Here is an 18,648-nt window from a genome sequence, read left to right on the forward strand (position 1 = left end):
AAGCGGCAAATGAAAAGGCGGCGGTGCCAAGCCCGCCGCCTTCTTTTTTGAAGTGCAGCAGCGATCAGATGTCGCTTGCCGCGTTCGCCCAGATTTCCGCGGCCTGCGCAGCGGTGACGCGGCGCACGTCCGTTTCGTCGCGGCGGCTCGCGAAGAGTTCGCTTGCCATGATCTGCTCGGCGAGGTCGGCCGGCAGCGACAGGAGAACACGCTGTCCTTCCTTGTGGATGCCACCAACGTCCGAGCGCTTGCCGGTGATCATGCCGCCGGCGACCGTGTTGTTGCTTTCGGGATCGATCAGGATGAAGGAGCCGGTCGAACGGTTCTGCTCATAGGGGTCGAAGATGGCGCTCTCGTCGAAGGTCAGCCGGACCTTGCCGATGGCGTTCATCCACAGCGCCTGCGCCGGTGCCCAGGCGCCGGTCTTGAGCTCAAGCTGGGCGATCGGCTGCACCTGCACGCGCTGGCGGCGGCTGCCGCTCTTCAACCAATAGCGCTTGCCGGGTTCGATGCCTTCCGGCTGTAGTGCTACGATCTGCGCGTCGAAGGAAAGGCCCGTCTGCGGCTGGCTGTCGATGGCGACAATCATGTCGCCGCGCGATACGTCCACCTGGCGGTCGAGAACGAGGGTAATGGCATCGCCTGCGACTGCCGCATTGCGCACCAGATCGAAGGTGACGATCTTCGAGACATTGGCGACCATGCCCGACGGCAAGATCATGACGCTGTCCCCCGGCTTGACCGACCCGCCGGCAACCGTGCCCTGATAGCCGCGGAAGCTTTCGCCGGGGCGGGAGACGCGCTGCACCGAAAGGCGGAAGCCGACCGTCTGCGCCGAGCGAACAGTCGCCAGTTCCAGCGTTTCGACCAGCGTCGGGCCGGTATACCACGGCATGGCGGCTTGGCCGGAATAGACGACGTTTTCACCCTTCAGCGCCGACATTGGGATCGCGGTGATCTGCTTGACGCCGAGCGACAAGGCAAACTCGCGGAAGTCATTGGAGATCTTCTCGAAGCCGGCGCGGTCGTAATTCGTCAGGTCGATCTTGTTGACGGCGAGCACGAACTGCTTGATGCCGAGCAGCGAGGCGATCGTCGCATGGCGGCGGGTCTGCTCGAGGATGCCCATGCGCGCATCGACCAGCAGGACGGCGAGATCGGCGGTCGAGGCGCCGGTTGCCATGTTGCGGGTGTACTGCTCGTGGCCGGGCGTGTCGGCAACGATGAAGGAGCGCTTGTCGGTCGAGAAATAGCGATAGGCGACATCGATGGTGATGCCCTGTTCGCGCTCGGCCTGCAAGCCATCGAGCAGCAGCGCGAAGTCAGGCAGGCCGAGATCGTTCTGCTTGCCGGTGGAGTCTCGCTGCAGCGTGGCGGCCTGGTCTTCCTTGACCGCCTTGGTATCCCAGAGAAGACGGCCGATCAGCGTGGACTTACCGTCATCGACGCTGCCGCAGGTGATCAGGCGAAGCGGGCGCGAATCGCGGAGAGCCTTGGCCGGTTCGGCGGCAGACCCAACAGCGGGCCCAACAACGGGCATCGTGACGACGTTGGCGTTTGCGGTCATCTCAGAAATATCCTTCACGCTTCTTCTTTTCCATGGAGCCGGACTGGTCGCGGTCGATTGCGCGGCCCTGCCGTTCGGAAACCGTGGCGATTTCCAGCTCTGCAATAATGTCTTCCAGTGTCGTCGCAGTGGAACGGATGGCCCCGGTCAGTGGGAAGCAGCCGAGGGTGCGGAAGCGGATCACTTCCTCGCGCTTGGTTTCGCCCGGCAGCAGCTCGAGCCTTGGATCTGCTGCCATGATCATCATGCCGTCGCGCTCGACGATCGGGCGCTTGGCCGCGAAATAGAGCGGCACGATCGGGATTTCCTCGGCCTGGATGTAGCGCCAGATATCCACTTCGGTCCAGTTGGAGAGCGGGAAGACGCGAACGCTTTCGCCCTTGCGGATCTGGCCGTTATAGATGTTCCAGAGTTCCGGGCGCTGGTTGCGCGGATCCCAGCGATGGTCCGGCGTGCGGAAAGAATAGATGCGCTCCTTGGCGCGCGAGGCTTCCTCGTCGCGGCGAGCACCGCCGAAAGCGGCGTCGAACTGGCCGGCATCGAGCGCGTGGCGCAGCGCTTCCGTTTTCATGATGTCGGTATAGCGGGCCGAGCCATAGGTAAAGGGCGTGATATTCTCAGCCTTGCCGCGCGGATTGATGTGCTCGATGAGATCGAGATCGTACTTCTTCACGATCTCGTCGCGGAAGGTGATCATCTCGGCGAATTTCCAGCCGGTGTTCACATGCAGGAGCGGGAAGGGGACGCGGCCGGGATAAAAGGCCTTGCGCGCCAGATGCAGCAGCACCGACGAATCCTTGCCGATCGAATAGAGCATGACGGGACGCTCGAACTCGGCAGCAACCTCACGGAAGATATGAATCGCTTCGTTTTCGAGCGCCTTCAGATGCGGATCGAGGGGCGGCTTTACGCTTTGCGGATTGGAGATTTCCGTATCCGGACGGCTATCGGGCATTGATGACTCCAGAACTTTCAAATGTCCCGACCGAAACTTGGTCGGAAAGAATGGATGCGTTGGTTCCCGGTTGAACAGCGGCGTAGGAAACGCGCTTCGGATCGATGCCGGGAGCCGGCGGGCATATTAGTGTGCTGTTGCGGCAGCGCCTTCTTCGTGGACATGCAGGCCGCATTCGCGCTTTTCATCGTTTTCCCACCACCAGCGGCCGGCCCGCTCGGGCTCGCCCGGCTTGATGGCACGGGTGCAGGGCTCGCAGCCGATCGAGGGGTAGCCGCGTGCATGCAGCGGGTTCACCGGAACGCTGTTATCGGCGACATAGGCGCGGATCGCGTCGATATCCCAGTCTGCGAGCGGGTTGATCTTGACCAGGTTGCGCTCGGGGTCGAATTCGGCGAAGGGTGTATCGGCGCGGTTGGCGGACTGGCCGCGACGCAGGCCGGTGATCCAGATGCTGGCGCCCGAAAGTGCTCGCGCAAGCGGCTTCAACTTGCGCACGCCGCAACAGGCATGCCTGGCTTCGACGCTCTCGTAGAAACCGTTCAGACCGTATTTTTCCGCATAGGCGTCGATATCGGCCTCTTCCGGCTCGTAGCGGACGATCTTGATATCGTATTGGCTTTCCGTCTCGTCGATCAGGGCGAGCGTTTCCGGGAAGAGACGGCCGGTCTGCAGGGTCGCCACTTCGATCGGCAGGCGGTGATTGCCGATCTCCGCCGTGATCACCTGATCCTCGATCCCGAGCGACGTCGTAAACACGGCACGGCCACCGAGGCCGGCCACAAGAGACAGGCGGCCGGCAAGATCGAGCGATGCAAGCTGGCTGTTGAGCGTGGCGGCATCTTCAATAAGGGTAATGGCAGTCATGGGGATCCTGTCCTGATGTTGCCGGGAGTATCGCAGTTCGCAACGGCAGCGGACAGAAAAATAGATTTCGAAAGGGAGCGGCTGGAGAGTAAATATCTCCATGAAGCAGCGCCGATAAGGAAAAGCGACCGCCTCGGCTGTTAACCAAGGCGTTTTGCCGCGGGAAGCGGTCCTTCGGAAGCACTCGATATGGCTGACCATGTTTAAGTGCTTGCTTTAATGTCTATAGAAATAGTAGAGTTACACATAGCTTGTCAAATGGAAATCGGAAGTGATGCCCAAAATGATGCGCTGCGGTGGATTTTGCGCTAAACTATGGGCATAGCAATGAAGAATGACAACAAGTCTGGGTTGCTAACGTTTCCTGGCCGTGCGCCAAGGGTGTGAGTGCTTCGAAATTGCCCCGGGGACGAGGGCTGAGGAGTTCTGGAGCGGACCGGCCGACTCGCTCGACCGGACGTATCGCATGTGTGTGTGAAGCGGTTCGAAATGATTACTCAGAAAGCAAAATATGCGCTGCGGGCGCTGTCTGCCTTGGCCCAATCCGAGGCGGGTGAGCCGATGATGATTTCCGACATCGCCGCCCAGCAAAAGATCCCGAAGAAATTCCTCGAACAGATCCTTCTCGACCTGAAGCATCAGGGCATTGTCATCAGCCGTCGCGGCAAGCAGGGTGGTTATCTCCTGCGCAAGCCGGCGGACGAGATCACCTTCGGCGAAATCCTGCGGGTCATCGACGGGCCGCTGGCGCCGCTACCCTGTCTCTCGCTCACCGCCTATCGTCGCTGCGACGATTGCGACGGTGAGCAGAATTGCGAGATCCGCCACGTCTTTGCCCGGGTGGCGGATGCGACCCGCAAGGTTCTCTTCTCGACGACCATAGCCGATGCCATCGCTCAGCCTGATGGCGCGGAAGTCGCCAGGTTGATGGCTTAGATAGGTCAAGGCCGGGAAAGGCCTACCATGTGCCTTTCTCCGGCATCGGCAGAGCTTCGGCATTCAGTGGGTGGCGTGTTCCTCGCCACCTTCCTTTTCCATGGCACGCCGGGCGCGGATTGCTGCTGCGATGAAGACGCGGGACAGCCCATGATACAAGGGCTCGCGCGACAGTAGCCGCGAGGTCACATAGCCGATCATCGATACAGCCATGATCGGGATGACGGCCTGGTGATCGCCCGTCATTTCCAGGATGATGACGAAGGCCGTCATCGGCGCCTGCACCACGCCGGCGAAATAGCCGGCCATGCCGAGGATTGCCGCAAGCGCCACGCCGCCGCCGACCAGGGTGCCGACCGTGCTGCCGAAGCCGGCACCAACGGCAAGTGAGGGGGCGAAGATGCCGCCAGGAATACCGGAGATCATCGACAGGAAGCTCGCCAGCAGCTTCTCGACGAAGAAGAGCAGGGGCAGGGCGTGTCCTTCCACCGCGCCGCGGGCTTGCTCGTAACCGGTGCCGAAGGTTTGGCCGCCGGAAAGCACGCCGACGGCGGCAACGACAAGGCCACAGAGGCCGGCAAGGATCAGCATGCGTTTCAGCGGCTGTGGTTGTGCCCAGCGACGGATGCGAATGCCGGCATAAAGCGCCAATCCGCTGAAGGTGGCGCCGAGCGCACCACCGCCGACACCGCAGATCAGCATGACGATCCAGTCCCGAAACATCGTCGGCGCGGCGTCGGCCGTGCCGAAATAATTGTAGCTGCCGGAGAGGCCGAGTGCGGCAAGGCCGGAAAGAATGACGGCGGTCAGAACCAGACCGTTGGCCCGGGATTCATAGGTCCGGCTCATCTCCTCGATGGCAAAGACGATACCAGCAAGCGGCGTGTTGAAGGCGGCGGCGATGCCGGCGGCGGAGCCGGCAAGGATAAGCCCCTTGGCCTGCGCCATGCCGCCGAAGCGGGCAACGGCCAGCATGAAGGACGCGCCAACCTGCACCGTCGGCCCCTCGCGGCCGATCGAGGCACCGCTCAACAATCCCAATATTGTCAGCACGATCTTGCCGAAAGCCAACCTCAGCGAGAGCAGCTTTGTTCGATCCTCTTCATGATGCAGGTGTCGCGCGGCAATCGCCTGCGGAATGCCGCTCCCTTGCGAATTGGGAAACAGCGTCGCAGCCAGATACGCAGACAGGACGAAACCGAGCGGCGTCAAAAGCAGCGGCAGAAGCCACATCCACTCACCCGATTGCGTCACACCGGTAAAAGCCCGCTGCGCCACATCGGCGAGCTTGGCAAAGCCGACGCTGATAACACCGATCGCCAGAGCGCCCGTCCAGAACACCAAACGCGGTCGCCAGAGATTGAACGAGCCCCAGATGACGCGGGAACGGCGGAGCAGCTTGGACTTGCGATAGATAGGGGGCATGAGACGCTCTTCAGGGCGGGGAATTGGTGGGCACTATTCTGTTCTGGCAACCGATCTATGCACCGATTGTCGTGCCAAAGCCACGAAACGATGTTTCACCTCGTTGAAAAGACTGGGTGGCAATGGTCCGAGATAGCCGCTTTCCGTTTCCGACGGGCGAATATCCGGTCCCGGCCAGGCAAAATAGTTGCTTTCTGAAAGGATGATCCATGAAGGGATGTCGTCCAGACCAAGCCGGAATTTTACCGGTGCTGGAAGTTCGATGGCCATGGAGGCGTTGTCCGGCAGCGTATGCGTGACAGGAAGGACACGAACCCGCTTGGTTCCATCCGCATCATCGACAACAAGTGCCAACACGAGGCAGGGGCGATCCTTCACGCCTTCTTCGCGTCCCTCAAGTCGCTCCCTGTGCCAGAGATAGGAATAGCGAAAGACGAAACCGACCTTGACTTCAGCGGGCAGCATGCGGCTTTAGTTCATCATCAAGATGCTCGTGACCGGTTTCCATCTCGGCTGCTTCGACGGCGGCAATATCGGCCTCTGAAAGCTCAGCTGTCAGTTGGACCTGCCTATCTCGTCGCAGCAGGCGCTGATAATCTTCATAAGCGAGCAGCACCGTTCGCGGGCGACCGTTCTTGGTAATGACAACCGGATCGCGCATGGCTGCATCTTGAAATGCGCCAAAATTCTTGGAAGCTTCGGCGGCAGTTACCGTCTTCATGAAAAATCTCCTTGACGAAATTATACGGACTTTCCGTAAATCCCGCAAGTTATCCCATGGAATTGGTACCGCCCCGACGGCAATCTCACCGATCGCTCGTCTCCCACCGCGGATTGATCCAAGGCTCCTGGTTCGAGCGTGCCAGCCTCGGCTTGCCGAGAATGTGATCGACCGCCTTTTCGCCTATCATGATCGAAGGGCCGTTCAGGTTTCCATAGGTCACATGCGGGAAGATCGAGCTGTCGGCGACACGCAGGCCGTCGACGCCGATGACGCGGGTGTCGGGATCGACCACCGCCATGGGATCGTCCTTTGAGCCCATTTTGCAGGTGCCGCAGGGATGATAGGCGCTTTCCAGATGTTCGCGCAGGAAGGCGTCGATCTCGTCGTCGGACTGAACGTTTGGTCCGGGCTGGATTTCCGGTCCACGATATTCGTCGAAGGCCTTCTGCCCGAAGATCTCGCGGGTGAGGCGCACGCAGTGGCGGAACTTCTCCCAGTCTTCCGGATGGCTCATATAGTTGAAGCGGATGACGGGATCCGCCTTCGGGTCGGAGGAGCGCAGCGTCACGTTCCCCCGCGATTTCGAGAGATTGTAGCCGACATGCACCTGGAAGCCGTGGCTCTTGGCCGCTGCCTTGCCGTCGTAACTGATGGCGACGGGAAGGAAGTGATACTGGATGTCGGGCTGTTTGACGCCGGGCGCGGAGCGCAGGAAGGCGCAGGCCTCGAACTGGTTGGAAGTGCCGAGGCCCTTCTTGAAGAACAGCCACTGCGCACCGGCAATCCCCTGCATGTACCAGGGCAGCCAGGAATAGAGCGACACCGGCTTCAGACTGGTCTGCTGGAAATAGAATTCCATATGGTCCTGCAGGTTGGCGCCGACGCCCGGCCGGTCGGCCTTCACCTCGATGCCCATGTCGCGCAGATGCTGCCCAGGCCCGATGCCGGATAGCATCAGCAGCTTCGGAGAATTGAACGAGGAGGCGGAGACGATCACCTCGCGGTTTGCCTTAATGATCTCGATCTTGCCGTCCCGCTCGACTTCGACACCCGTCGCACGGCCATTTTCGATGACGATCTTGCGGGCGAAGCAGCGGATGAGCGTCACGTTCGGCCGCTTCAGCGCAGGCTTGAGATAGGCTGTCGCCGCAGACCAGCGCCGGCCCATCCACGTCGTCTGCTCCATCAGGCCGAAGCCTTCCTGCTTGCTGCCGTTATAATCCTCCGTCGCCTCGAAGCCCGCCTGCTTGCCGGCTTCGATGAAGGCGTGAAAGAGCGGATTGCGGGCATCGCCCCGGCGCACATGCAGCGGGCCGTCCGTGCCGCGCCATCCCTCTTCGCCCCCATGCGAATGCTCCATCCGCTTGAAATAGGGCAGCACGTCGGCATAGGCCCAGCCTTGCGCGCCCAGCTCGTCCCAGCGGTTGAAGTCTTCCGCATGGCCGCGCACATAGACCATGCCGTTGATCGAGGAAGACCCGCCGATCACCTTGCCGCGCGGGGCAGTGATGCGTCGGTTGTTGAGCTGCGGTTCCGGCTCGGAAAGATAGCCCCAATTGTAGCGGTCCATGCTCATCGGCCAGGCAAGGGCTGCGGGCATCTGGATGAAAGGCCCGAAATCGCTGCCGCCGAATTCCAGAACGATGACCGAATGCTTGCCATCTTCCGACAGGCGGTAAGCCATGGCGGAGCCGGCTGAGCCTGAGCCAACGATGACGAAATCTGCTTGCATGACTGTTGCCCTCTTTGCGGACGTTCTTCTTGATCTGCAGGACTATGGGTGGCTCCGTCGTTCCCTCGCCCCGCATTAGCGGGGAGAGGGCTAGGGTGAGGGGCGGGGCAATGAGATGCGGCATGCTTGAAGCGGCCCTTCATCCGGCTTGTCGCAATCTCACTCCGTTCGATTCCGCCAACCCACCTTCTCCCCGTTTCACGGGGCGAAGGGGCTTGTTCAATAAGGCGCCTGTACCGGCCCCATGCCGACATAGACGGTCTTCAGTTCCGAATAATGCTCCAATGCGGCCAGTGAATTCTCGCGGCCGAAGCCGGATTGCTTGGAGCCGCCGAAGGGAATTTCGACCGGGCAGAGATTGTAGGTGTTGATCCAGAGTGTGCCGGCCTCGAGCTGGTCGACGACGCGGTGGGCGCGGGTGAGGTCGGCGGTAAAGACGCCGCCGGAAAGGCCGAATTCGGTGGCATTGGCGCGGGCTATCACCTCGGCCTCGTCATCGAAATCGAGCACGCACATAACTGGCCCGAAAATTTCCTCGCGTGCGATCGTCATGTCGTCGGTGACGTCAGAAAACACGGTCGGCTGAATGTAATAGCCTTCGCCGGAGACATTGTTCGGGATGCCGCCGCCGGTCAGCAGCGTCGCGCCTTCGGCCTTGCCTTTTTCGATGTAAGACAGCACCTTCTCACGCTGCGCCCAGGAGACCATTGGGCCGATCTGTGTTGCCTCATCCATCGGGTCGCCGATGAGCATGGCCTCGGTGCGGGCCTTCAGGCGCTTCAGGAATTCGGACTTGATCTTGCTGTTGACGAAGACGCGCGTGCCGTTCGAGCAGACCTGACCCGTCGAATAGAAATTGCCGAGCATCGCGCCGCCGATGGCACTGTCGATATCGGCATCGTCGAAGACGATCAGCGGCGACTTGCCACCGAGTTCCATGGTGACATGCTTGAGGTTGCCGGCGGCAGAAGCCGCCACCTTGCGGCCCGTCGGTACCGAGCCGGTCAGTGAGACCTTCGCCACCTCGGGATGGTTGATGAGCAGAGGTCCGGTTTCGCGGTCGCCTTGGATGACATTGTAGAGCCCCTTCGGCAGGCCTGCCTCAATAAGGATTTCGGCGATCTTCAGCGCGCCGAGCGGCGTGTTTTCCGAAGGCTTGAACACCATGGCGTTGCCGGCGACCAGCGCCGGCGCACCCTTCCAGCAGGCGATCTGCTGCGGGTAGTTCCACGCGCCGATGCCGACGCACACGCCGAGCGGCACGCGCTTGGTATAGGCGAAGTCACCGCCGAGCGGGATATAGGAGCCATTGAGGCCGGCCGCCGCGACGCCGCCGAAGAATTCGAAGCTGTCGGCGCCTGATGTTGGGTCTGCGACAATGGTTTCCTGGATCGGCTTGCCCGTATCCAGCGTCTCCAGCTCGGAAAGCTCGCGGTTACGTTCGCGCATGATCTCGGCTGCCCGCTTCAGGATGCGGCCGCGCGCTGTCGGGCTCATAGCAGCCCATTCCGGCTGCGCATGCTTGGCGCTAGCGATCGCCTTTTCGACGATGGTTGGCGTCGCTGCGTGCAGGCGGGCGATGACTTCGCCGGTCGCCGGATAGATGCTTTCGATAAGAGTGCCGTCGGTGTCCTCGACATATTCCCCGTCGATGAAATGCGAGGCTTTCGGTTGTGCGCGCATTATAGAACCCTCAATTCTTCGTAGGACACCATGACATGCTCTTGGAAAGCAGGTCGCTCGGTGAGGTTTTCATAGTAGCGCTGCAGCCGTGGATGGGCTGGGCGCTGGATGTCGATGTCGAAATAGCGATAGAGAACATGCCCGAATTGTATGTCGGCCAGCGTCAGAGTATCGCCCGCAAGGAAGCGATGCCGTCCGAACTGCGACTCGGCGATGTCAAGCTTCGCACCGAGTGCTGCGACAGCCGCGACAATCGCCTTCTCATCACGCAGGGCAGGGGCGGTCCGCACCGCGCGCCAGAACACCGGGCCTGTGAAATTCAAGGCGATGTTGATCTTGGCCCATTCCGCCCATTTGTCGATCTGAGCGCGCCGCCGCTCGTCCTTCGGCCAGAAGGCATCCTCGCCATATCGCGCCGCGAGATAGCGTAGGATAGCGCCCGTTTCCCAAAGCGGCTCGTCGTCGCCGTCGCGCAGCACCGGAACGGTGCCGTTCGGGTTCATCGCCAGGAATTCGGGCGTGTCGTTGACGCCATAGGTAAAGCCGGCATCGATGCGCTCATAGGCAAGGCCGAGTTCGCCGATGCACCACATCAGCGCCTGCACATTGGATGACGATTTGCGGCCCCAGACGGTCAGCATGGTCTTCAGCCTTTCAAGGCGTTGAGGTGGGTCGTCAGATAATCTTCCGTCAGCGCGATCGACGCCTCAGTGCTGATCGGCGCGGATCTGAGGCCCTGGCGGATATAGAGCCCGTCGATCATGGCAGCCGCACCCTCGGCGATCCGCCCGGCATCGCCGGCCGGGCACAGAGCCTTGAGATTGGCAACGAGATTTGAGTGCAGGCGGCGTGCGTAGATGACGAGAAAGCGCCGCGTCTCTTCCGAGCGTTGCGCCTCGGCATAGAAGGCGAGCCAGGCGGCGATCGTTTCCGGTGCGAACTGATCGGCCTGGAAGCTGACGCGGATGACGGCGGAGAGCTTTTCGCGCGGCGTTTTCGCCTCGCGGAGCGCCGTCACGACGCTGTCGCGCAGTCGCTGTAGATGCACGCGGACGGTTTCGATCAGCAGCTGTTCCTTGCTGCCGAAGTAATGATGCGCAAGGGCAGGCGAAACGCCCGCCTGCTTGGCGATTTCGGACATGGTTACGGTTAGCGAGCCGTGATCGCCGATCACGCGCATCGCAGCATCCACCAGCGCCTTGCGGCGCACCGGCTCCATTCCGACTTTCGGCATTGCGTCAATCCTCAAGATTGAAGATGAGTGTATTTTTGATTGACTGATCAATCAATAAAAAAATCAGGTGGCCGGTATTCCCTGACGAAAAATCCGCAACCTCTTTCCGCAGAGCATTTCTGTGCCATACTTCCTCATAGGAGGAGGTGCAGTCATGGTTGATATTCTTGATGAAGTTCCCCCATCCGCGATGCGCGACAAATGGGGTTGGTTTGTCGGACTTGGCATATTGCTGCTGATCTGTGGTGGCATCGCCCTAGGCAATCTGTTCATCGCCACGGTGGCTTCGGTCTATTATGTCGGCATGCTGATGTTGATCGGCGGTATCGTGCATTTGGTCCATGCCTTTCAGGTGAGGGGCTGGGAGCATATCCTGTTCTGGGTGTTGAGCGGCCTGCTTTATACGGTTGCCGGTATCCTTGCCTTCGCCAATCCGCTGTTGGCTTCCGAGGCATTGACGCTGTTCCTTGCCATCGCGCTCCTCATAGCCGGCACGTTCCGCGTCTGGGTCGGCCGCAAGCTGAAACCTGAGCGCGGCTGGGTTTGGATCGTCATCAGCGGTCTTGCGACTGCCGTTGCAGGCATCGCCATCGCTCTCGGCTGGCCGGTCAACAGCCTTTGGATCCTCGGCCTTTTCCTGGCCTTCGATCTGATCTTCCAGGGCTGGACGCTGGTGGTCTTCGGCCTCGTGCTCAGGCGGTAGTGCATCTCCCAAAAGGGGTAACGCACTGCTACTTTTTGACAAGAAGCGTGAGCGGCGTTATTCTTCGTGCCTCTGCCATATCAGGCAGAACGGCGTTGCGTTGATGTAACGGCAGTATCTTCATCTGGAAGTCCGCATGTCGAGGGACATGCTCGAAGAAACTGGTCGAAGCCGCGGAACATAGTTCCAGACAAATTTCCGCTAGATAACGTCAAGGGAGGAATATCATGCCAATGGTAACGGTTTCCATCTCTCCGCTTCAGGCTGCCGGCATCCGGGCAGCGGTCGACACCGGCACCTATGCCTCGAGCAGCGAAGTCGTGCGGGAAGCTCTTCGCATGTGGGATGCGGCGCGCAAGCGCGGTGACATTTGCGAGGTGCCACGTGCCGCCAACGATGGCGGCGAGACGGCAAAAAGCGGCCGTTGCGTCGCCGATATGTTTGCCGATTACGAGGCAGAGCGGCACTCGAGCAATCAGCACTGAACCCCACTCGTCACGGCAGCCCTCGGCTGCCGTGTGCCGGGTCTGCCTCCCGGCGAATGGTTAATATTGCTTTACCATTCATGAAACTTTCACATAGGGGAAAGGTTTCGTTGACGCTTTATGGTGCAATCTTGGGTCGAAAACGCGGTAAATCCAAAGTTTTACTTAAATAAATTAGATTAGAATCCGCAAGTGGAGATGGGCATGTCCCTGACTGCCGCAGTCGAACCGGGCGTATTGCGCCGATATGCCAGCGACCAGATCGTCACTCTCGCCAAACTCGTTATCGAAAATGCATTCCAGCCGATCGTGGAGGCCGGTACGGGCGCCGTTTTCGGCTATGAATCCCTGATGCGCGGCCAGGAACGCATCGGTTTCGAAAGCCCGGTCGACATTCTCGATGAGGCCGAGCGCACCGGTCAGCTTCTCGGGCTGGAGCAGATGGTCACGAGCCGCGCGCTGGCGAAGTTTGCCACCCTGCCCAATATCGCCGCCACGACGCTTTTTCTCAATCTGGATGTCCGGCTGATTGCGCAGGGCACGGCCTTGGTCGACGGCCTGTTGCAGCACATGAGAAAGGCCGGCATCGCGCCGTCCTCCGTCTGCTTCGAATTCTCCGAACGTTTCGACAATACCATTGTGCCGGAGTTTTCGGCGCTGGTTGCCAAGATGCGCAATGCCGGCTTCAAGCTCGCGATCGATGATTTCGGCGTCGGCCGTGGCGAGATGAAGTTGTTGTCCGATTATCCGGTCGACTATCTCAAGATCGACCGGCATTTCATCGTCGATATCGACCGCAGCGCCCGCAAGCGCCATATCCTGAGGAACCTCGTCAATATCGCCCATGTCCTCGGGACGCGCGTGATCGCCGAGGGCATCGAGACTGAGGCGGAGTTCGTGACCTGCCGCGAATTCGGCGTCGACCTCGTCCAGGGCTGGTTCATTGCCCGTCCGACGGTCCTGGTCAACGAGCTGAAGCAGAGCTTTCCGCATCTGCAGGATCTCGGCAAGACGGCACGCAACAGCCAGTCGCTTGATGAAATCCTCATCCGCAAGCAGATCGAAGTGCTGCCGACCATCCGCGAAAGCGACAGCATCGACAGTGTCTTCGAGCTCTTCCGCCGCAATCCGCGCCGGGCCTATTTCCCGGTCGTCAATGCCAATGACGAGCCGCGCGGGATCATCCACGAGTACCAGCTGAAGGAATATATCTATCAGCCTTTCGGCCGCGACCTGTTGAAGAACAAGGTCTATAAACGGTCGATCTCGCATTTCGTCGAAATGGCGCCGATCGTCGGGCTCGATTCTGATGCCGACACACTGATGACGATCTTCGCCAACATGGAAAGCAGCGATTGCCTGATCGTCACCGAAGGCACACATTATGCCGGCATCGTCTCCGCTGCCTCCCTCATCAAGGTCATCAACGAAAAGCAGCTGAAGATCGCCCAGGACCAGAACCCGCTGACTGGCCTTCCCGGCAACAGGGCGATCCATGATTTCATGCAGAACGCCGGCCGCGATGGCGATGAAATCAGGCATTTCTGCTATTGCGACTTCGATAATTTCAAGCCGTTCAACGATGCCTATGGCTTCCATCTCGGCGACCATGCCATCTCGCTGTTCGCTGCATTGATGCGCCGCTATTTCTTTGCGGAGCGCCATTTCCTCGGTCATGTCGGCGGCGACGATTTCTTCATCGGTGTCACCGGCTGGAATATGCAGGAGCTTCGCGAGGTTCTGGACCGGCTGCTTGCCGATTTCCACGCCGATGTCCGCGAGCTCTATTCGGCGGAGGATCGTACCGCGGGCCGCATTCGCGGCCACGACCGCAGTGGTGCCGAGACCGAGTTCCCGCTGATGCGCTGCTCGATCGGCATCCTGCAACTGCCGGAGGGGCTGGTGATCGACAATATCAGCCGGGTCAGCACCTCCATTGCGGGTATCAAGGCGAAGGCAAAGGAAAGCGCCATGGGCGTGGCATTCCTCGGCTTGGCCGAGACGAATTGACGCCCTCCGGCACTCGGTCCTTTTCAAGCGCTTTGCGCTAAACTATCTCCACTGCTTTGCTGGGAGAGGAGATAGCGCCATGCCCTTGCCGTCTGAAATGCGTTTCGTGGATTTGCCGTCCTTTGGCGGACCAGAGGTCATGACCATCGCCCGAAAGCCTCTGCCGGTCTTGAAGCCGGGCGAGATCCTGGTCCGTGTCGAGGCCGCCGGCGTCAATCGGCCGGATGTGGCGCAACGGCAGGGCACCTATCCCCCACCGAAGGAGGCAAGTCCGATCCTCGGTCTCGAAATATCGGGCGAAGTGGTCGATGTCGCGCCCGGAGTGACGGAGTTTTCGATCGGCAACAAGGTTTGCGGCCTCGCCAATGGCGGTGGCTATGCCGAATATTGCGTCCTGCCTGCCGGCCAGGCGCTCCGATTTCCGAACGGCTATGATGCGGTGCGCGCAGCGGCATTGCCTGAGACGTTCTTCACGGTCTGGGCCAATCTCTTCCAAATGGCGGGCCTCACCGAAGGCGAAAGCGTGCTGATCCACGGCGGCTCCAGCGGCATCGGCACCACGGCGATCCAGCTTGCCCGCGCTTTCGGCGCGACCGTTTATGCGACCGCCGGATCGAAAGAAAAATGCGAGGCTTGCGAGAAGCTCGGCGCCAAGCGGGCGATCAATTATAAGGAAGAGGATTTCGCCGAGGTCATCAAGGCCGAGACGGAACATGGCGTCGATATTATCCTCGACATGATCGGCGCCGCCTATTTGGAAAAGAACCTCGCTTCGCTTGCCCGCGATGGCTGCCTTTCCATCATTGCTTTCCTTGGCGGCGCGGTTGCGGAAAAGGCCAACCTTGCGCCGATCATGGTCAAGCGGCTGACCGTGACCGGTTCGACCATGCGCCCGCGCACGGCTGAGGAAAAGCGGGCCATCCGCGACGACCTGCTGTCCCAAGTCTGGCCGCTGCTGGACGAGGGCACGGTTGCCCCCGTTATCTATCGGACCTTCTCTTTCGACGATGTGGTCGAGGCACATCGATTGATGGAAACCAGTGATCACATCGGCAAGATCATGCTGCAGCTCGCTTGATCGTCAGCGACAGGACGACGGCGATAAAGCCGGGTATGGCCATCAGCGCATAGAGCCATGTTGCGGCAGAGAGGCCGCCGGCAATGCCACCCGGATGGGTCAGGCCTGCTCCATTGACGATGACGCCCGCGAGCGCGGCACCGAATGCGCCGCCCAGCGACTGTGTCATCGAGATCGCCGCCGAGGCCTTGTCTTGTTCGGTCCTGCGGGCGATGCCAATGATCCTGGTTACAAGATGCGCCCAGCCGAGACCGACGCCGAATCCCATCAGAAACATGGCGATCACGGCCGGCGCTAACCTGACGATGGTGTCGAAGGGCGTATTCGTTGCCAGCAACGGGATCAGCGATGCGGTTGCGGCCGTTTCCAGAATGCAGCCACTGACGATGGCGATGGCCGCTGGCCGACCCGAGAAAGAGTTGCTGAAGAAGGCCGCGATGGTCCAGCCGAGCGCTACCAGCGCCACGAGATAGCCTGAGACCAGCGGCGTTACGCCATGGAGCGTCTGCAGGAAGTAGGGGATATAGATGTCGCTCGTCAGCACCAGCATCATCGTAAATATCGTCAGGTAGAGCCGCGCGATGGGGTTGCTGAGCATGACGGCGCCATAGGGCAGGAGGCGCACTTCGCTCTTGCGCTCTATTAGCACCATCGTTGCGACGAGCACGATCGAAGCTGCGATCAGCACCATCTTGTAGGATCCATGTTCGATCGTGCCGGCAATGCTCACGAATAGAACTGCGGCAAGCAGAAGTATGATCTGGATCAGCGGCGTTCTGGTGTCGATCCGATCGTCCGCGACATCGGGCAGCAGCCAGCGCCCTGAGAGCGCCATGAGGACAGCCACCGGGACGAGGATGAGAAAGGCCTCTCGCCAGGCGCTCCCTGCGGCGAAGAGGCCGCCGAGCGTCGGCCCGAGCACGGTCGCTACACCCCAGATGGCAGCGTAGAGCGTAGAGGCTCTGCGCCACAGGGGTTCCGGATAGATGAAACGAATGAAGGCATAGGCGAGGCCGGACAGCATGCCGGAGCCGTATCCCTGAACGGCGCGACCGATCAGCAGCACGGGCATGGTCGGTGCGATGGCGCAAGCGAGGCTGCCGACGCCGAAGGTGAGCGCCGCTGCAACATAGACGGCACGCAAGCCTATTCCCTTCGGCCGGGTCGCAACCGTGATCGAGCCGAGCACGCCTGCGGCGACGAAAAGCGTCGTCATCCACGAGAACAATTCGAGGCCGCCGATATCGCGGACGATCGAGGGGGCAATCGTGGCGGTGATGTAGGATTCGACGGCATAAAGCGTGACGCCTCCGCCAAGCATCAGTGTTGCAGGCAGAAGTCTTGGCGAGAACAGCGTGAAGATGGAGGCTGATTTGAGGGGAGCGGTGGTTTCGATGCTGGACATCGGGCGATCCTCGGTATTTTCCCTAGCGGTTGATTATTTTCCAAGTTATAATTTGGAAAATTACATCCTTGCCGGATTAAAACAAGAGAAAACTTGGAAAAATGCGCCAGTCACCTGCCAATCGAATCCTGATCTTGTTGAAAACCGACGGGCCGCAGCTGGCAGCCGCTGTCGGCGATGCGCTCGGCATATCGTCGGAGGCGGCACGCCAGCAGCTGACGAAGATGGCGGAAGAGGGGTTGGTCGAACCCGTGGCGGAGGCTGCCGCCGGCCGAGGCAGGCCACGGCAGTTCTGGCATCTGACGGCGGCCGGCAATCGGCAGTTTCCCGATGGGCATGCGGATCTGACCGCCACCCTGCTTGCCACCATGGCCAGCCAACTGGGACAGGGGGCCGTCGATGCGGTCATCTCGGCGCGCGAGACGGAGACGCTTCGGCGCTATCGCAGCGAAATCGATTTGACGGCCGATCTGCCCTCACGAGTCGCGAGCCTTGCTGCCATCCGCACGCAGGAAGGCTATATGGCCGATCACTGGCAGGACGATGACGGTTCGCTGGTGCTGGTGGAGAACCATTGTCCCATCTGCGCCGCCGCATCTGCCTGTGCCGGCTTCTGCCGATCGGAGCTGGAGACTTTCCGCATGGTGCTCGGCGCTGATGTCGAACGGGAGGAGCATATTCTGCTCGGCGCCCGGCGTTGCGCCTACAGGATCCGCGACGCGGCCTGAGAAATCGCTTTTTGATGCTGTGCCCACCCGCATCGGCGATTGGCAATCCAGGGAGCAGCGGCTATCACTGGCCGTCTAGCAAACCAAAGGCTGCGTCCCCTCATGTCCAATCCCGTCTGCGTCGAAGTCACCCGTGGCAATCTGGTTGAGAGCCGTCATCGCGGTTCCATCGTTGCGGTCGATGGCGATGGCAAGTTGGTCTTCTCGGTCGGCGATATCGAAAGCGGCGTCTTTCCGCGCTCCGCCTGCAAGGCGATGCAGGCGTTGCCATTGGTCGAAAGCGGCGCGGCAGAAGCCTATGGCTTCGGCAACAAGGAATTGGCGCTCGCCTGTTCCTCCCACAATGGCGAGGACGAGCATGCAGCACTCGCTGCCGCCATGCTGGCTCGCGCCGGCCGCGATGTCGGTACGCTCGAATGCGGCGCGCATTGGTCATTCGACCAGAAGACAGTAATTCATCAGGCCCGCACCATCGACAAGCCGACGGCACTGCACAACAATTGCTCCGGCAAGCACGCCGGCTTCGTCTGCGCCTGCTGCCACCAGGACATCGATCCCAAGGGCTATGTCGGCTATGACCATCCGCTGCAGCAGCAGGTCCGTGATACGATGCAGAGCCTGACCGGCGCTATTCTCACGCACGACAATTGCGGCACGGATGGCTGCTCGATCCCGACCTATGCCGTGCCGCTCAAGGGGCTGGCGCATGGCTTTGCCAAGATGGCGACCGGCATCGGCCTGGAGCCGCTGCGCGCCAAGGCGTCACGCCGGCTGTTCGAGGCATGCATGGCCGAACCCTTCTACGTTGCCGGCACCGACCGCGCCTGCACTAGGCTGATGCAGATTGCCCCCGGCCGCATCTTCGCCAAGACCGGCGCCGAGGGTGTATTTTGCGCGGCGATCCCCGAGCAGGGCCTTGCTATCGCGCTCAAATGCGACGATGGCACCACTCGCGCGGCAGAGGTCATGGTGGCCGCAACATTGGCCCGCTTCTTCGAGAAGGACGGCACTGTTCATGCCGGCCTGATGGCTATGGCCGGCCGATCCTTCAAGAACTGGAACGGCATCCATGTCGGCGATATCAGGCCGGCACAGGCGTTGAGGGCATAAGTTACT

18 protein-coding genes are annotated in these 18,648 nt (G+C 60.7%); 7 read left to right on the plus strand and 11 right to left on the minus strand.

Annotated elements, in window-relative coordinates; all coding sequences use genetic code 11:
* Positions 1–64: 64 nt before the first annotated feature.
* From cysN to FBZ97_RS12990, 3 genes are all read right to left on the minus strand, one after another.
* A complete protein-coding gene (cysN, locus tag FBZ97_RS12980) occupies positions 65–1,567 on the minus strand; it encodes a sulfate adenylyltransferase subunit CysN (protein WP_113331918.1) in 1,503 nt (500 codons plus the stop codon).
* 1 nt (position 1,568) lies between these two features.
* Entirely contained in the window at positions 1,569–2,522 is a 954-nt protein-coding gene (gene cysD / locus FBZ97_RS12985) for a sulfate adenylyltransferase subunit CysD (protein ID WP_145320830.1), read from the minus strand.
* Positions 2,523–2,648: 126 nt separating this feature from the next.
* A complete protein-coding gene (locus tag FBZ97_RS12990) occupies positions 2,649–3,389 on the minus strand; it encodes a phosphoadenylyl-sulfate reductase (RefSeq protein ID WP_145320828.1) in 741 nt (246 codons plus the stop codon).
* A 489-nt stretch (positions 3,390–3,878) separates the two neighbouring features.
* Between FBZ97_RS12990 and FBZ97_RS12995 the strand changes: the two genes are divergently transcribed.
* Complete coding sequence (locus FBZ97_RS12995; RefSeq protein ID WP_069613821.1) at positions 3,879–4,325, plus strand: Rrf2 family transcriptional regulator; 447 nt, start codon at positions 3,879–3,881, stop codon at positions 4,323–4,325.
* Between the two features lie 63 nt (positions 4,326–4,388).
* Here the strand turns inward: FBZ97_RS12995 and FBZ97_RS13000 are convergent, their stop codons facing one another.
* From FBZ97_RS13000 to betI, 7 genes are all read right to left on the minus strand, one after another.
* Positions 4,389–5,750 (minus strand): chloride channel protein, encoded by a 1,362-nt coding sequence (locus FBZ97_RS13000; protein ID WP_145320826.1) that lies wholly within the window; start codon positions 5,748–5,750, stop codon positions 4,389–4,391.
* 33 nt (positions 5,751–5,783) lie between these two features.
* Positions 5,784–6,215, minus strand: a complete 432-nt coding sequence (locus FBZ97_RS13005) for a plasmid maintenance toxin (PemK-like) (protein WP_113331914.1) — start codon at positions 6,213–6,215, stop codon at positions 5,784–5,786.
* Positions 6,202–6,471: a type II toxin-antitoxin system Phd/YefM family antitoxin gene (locus FBZ97_RS13010; protein ID WP_113353951.1), complete on the minus strand. Its 270-nt coding sequence runs from the start codon at positions 6,469–6,471 to the stop codon at positions 6,202–6,204. The genes FBZ97_RS13005 and FBZ97_RS13010 overlap by 14 nt, the downstream gene beginning before the upstream one ends.
* A gap of 85 nt (positions 6,472–6,556) precedes the next feature.
* Positions 6,557–8,206 (minus strand): choline dehydrogenase, encoded by a 1,650-nt coding sequence (gene betA, locus FBZ97_RS13015; protein WP_145320824.1) that lies wholly within the window; start codon positions 8,204–8,206, stop codon positions 6,557–6,559.
* Between the two features lie 219 nt (positions 8,207–8,425).
* Positions 8,426–9,889 carry a betaine-aldehyde dehydrogenase gene (gene betB / locus FBZ97_RS13020; RefSeq protein WP_145320822.1) on the minus strand — a complete coding sequence of 488 codons (1,464 nt, stop codon included), beginning with the start codon at positions 9,887–9,889 and terminating at the stop codon, positions 8,426–8,428.
* Positions 9,889–10,530: a glutathione S-transferase family protein gene (locus FBZ97_RS13025; RefSeq protein ID WP_145320820.1), complete on the minus strand. Its 642-nt coding sequence runs from the start codon at positions 10,528–10,530 to the stop codon at positions 9,889–9,891. Before FBZ97_RS13025 ends, betB begins: the two co-directional genes overlap by 1 nt.
* A 5-nt stretch (positions 10,531–10,535) precedes the next feature.
* Positions 10,536–11,123, minus strand: coding sequence for a transcriptional regulator BetI (gene betI / locus FBZ97_RS13030; RefSeq protein ID WP_069613827.1), 588 nt, complete (start codon positions 11,121–11,123; stop codon positions 10,536–10,538).
* A gap of 154 nt (positions 11,124–11,277) precedes the next feature.
* Between betI and FBZ97_RS13035 the strand changes: the two genes are divergently transcribed.
* From FBZ97_RS13035 to FBZ97_RS13050, 4 genes are all read left to right on the plus strand, one after another.
* Positions 11,278–11,826, plus strand: coding sequence for an HdeD family acid-resistance protein (locus FBZ97_RS13035; protein ID WP_113331909.1), 549 nt, complete (start codon positions 11,278–11,280; stop codon positions 11,824–11,826).
* A 227-nt stretch (positions 11,827–12,053) separates the two neighbouring features.
* Entirely contained in the window at positions 12,054–12,311 is a 258-nt protein-coding gene (locus FBZ97_RS13040) for a type II toxin-antitoxin system ParD family antitoxin (protein ID WP_069613829.1), read from the plus strand.
* 204 nt (positions 12,312–12,515) lie between these two features.
* Positions 12,516–14,321 carry an EAL domain-containing protein gene (locus FBZ97_RS13045; protein ID WP_145320818.1) on the plus strand — a complete coding sequence of 602 codons (1,806 nt, stop codon included), beginning with the start codon at positions 12,516–12,518 and terminating at the stop codon, positions 14,319–14,321.
* Positions 14,322–14,400: 79 nt separating this feature from the next.
* Positions 14,401–15,399: an NAD(P)H-quinone oxidoreductase gene (locus FBZ97_RS13050; protein ID WP_145320816.1), complete on the plus strand. Its 999-nt coding sequence runs from the start codon at positions 14,401–14,403 to the stop codon at positions 15,397–15,399.
* Here the strand turns inward: FBZ97_RS13050 and FBZ97_RS13055 are convergent.
* Complete coding sequence (locus tag FBZ97_RS13055; RefSeq protein WP_145320814.1) at positions 15,380–16,804, minus strand: MFS transporter; 1,425 nt, start codon at positions 16,802–16,804, stop codon at positions 15,380–15,382. The two genes, FBZ97_RS13050 and FBZ97_RS13055, sit on opposite strands and share 20 nt — an antisense overlap.
* 101 nt (positions 16,805–16,905) lie before the next feature.
* Here FBZ97_RS13055 and FBZ97_RS13060 point away from each other — a divergent pair, with 101 nt between their 5' ends.
* Both FBZ97_RS13060 and FBZ97_RS13065 read left to right on the plus strand, forming a co-directional pair.
* Positions 16,906–17,532 (plus strand): metalloregulator ArsR/SmtB family transcription factor, encoded by a 627-nt coding sequence (locus FBZ97_RS13060; RefSeq protein ID WP_145320809.1) that lies wholly within the window; start codon positions 16,906–16,908, stop codon positions 17,530–17,532.
* A gap of 102 nt (positions 17,533–17,634) precedes the next feature.
* On the plus strand, positions 17,635–18,642 hold the full coding sequence (locus tag FBZ97_RS13065; RefSeq protein ID WP_145320807.1) for an asparaginase: 1,008 nt from the start codon (positions 17,635–17,637) through the stop codon (positions 18,640–18,642).
* The last annotated feature ends 6 nt before the right edge of the window (positions 18,643–18,648 follow it).

Origin of the sequence: Rhizobium sp. ERR 942, from assembly GCF_007828395.1 — a bacterium.
In the GTDB taxonomy this organism is placed as follows: Bacteria; Pseudomonadota; Alphaproteobacteria; order Rhizobiales; family Rhizobiaceae; genus Rhizobium; species Rhizobium dioscoreae.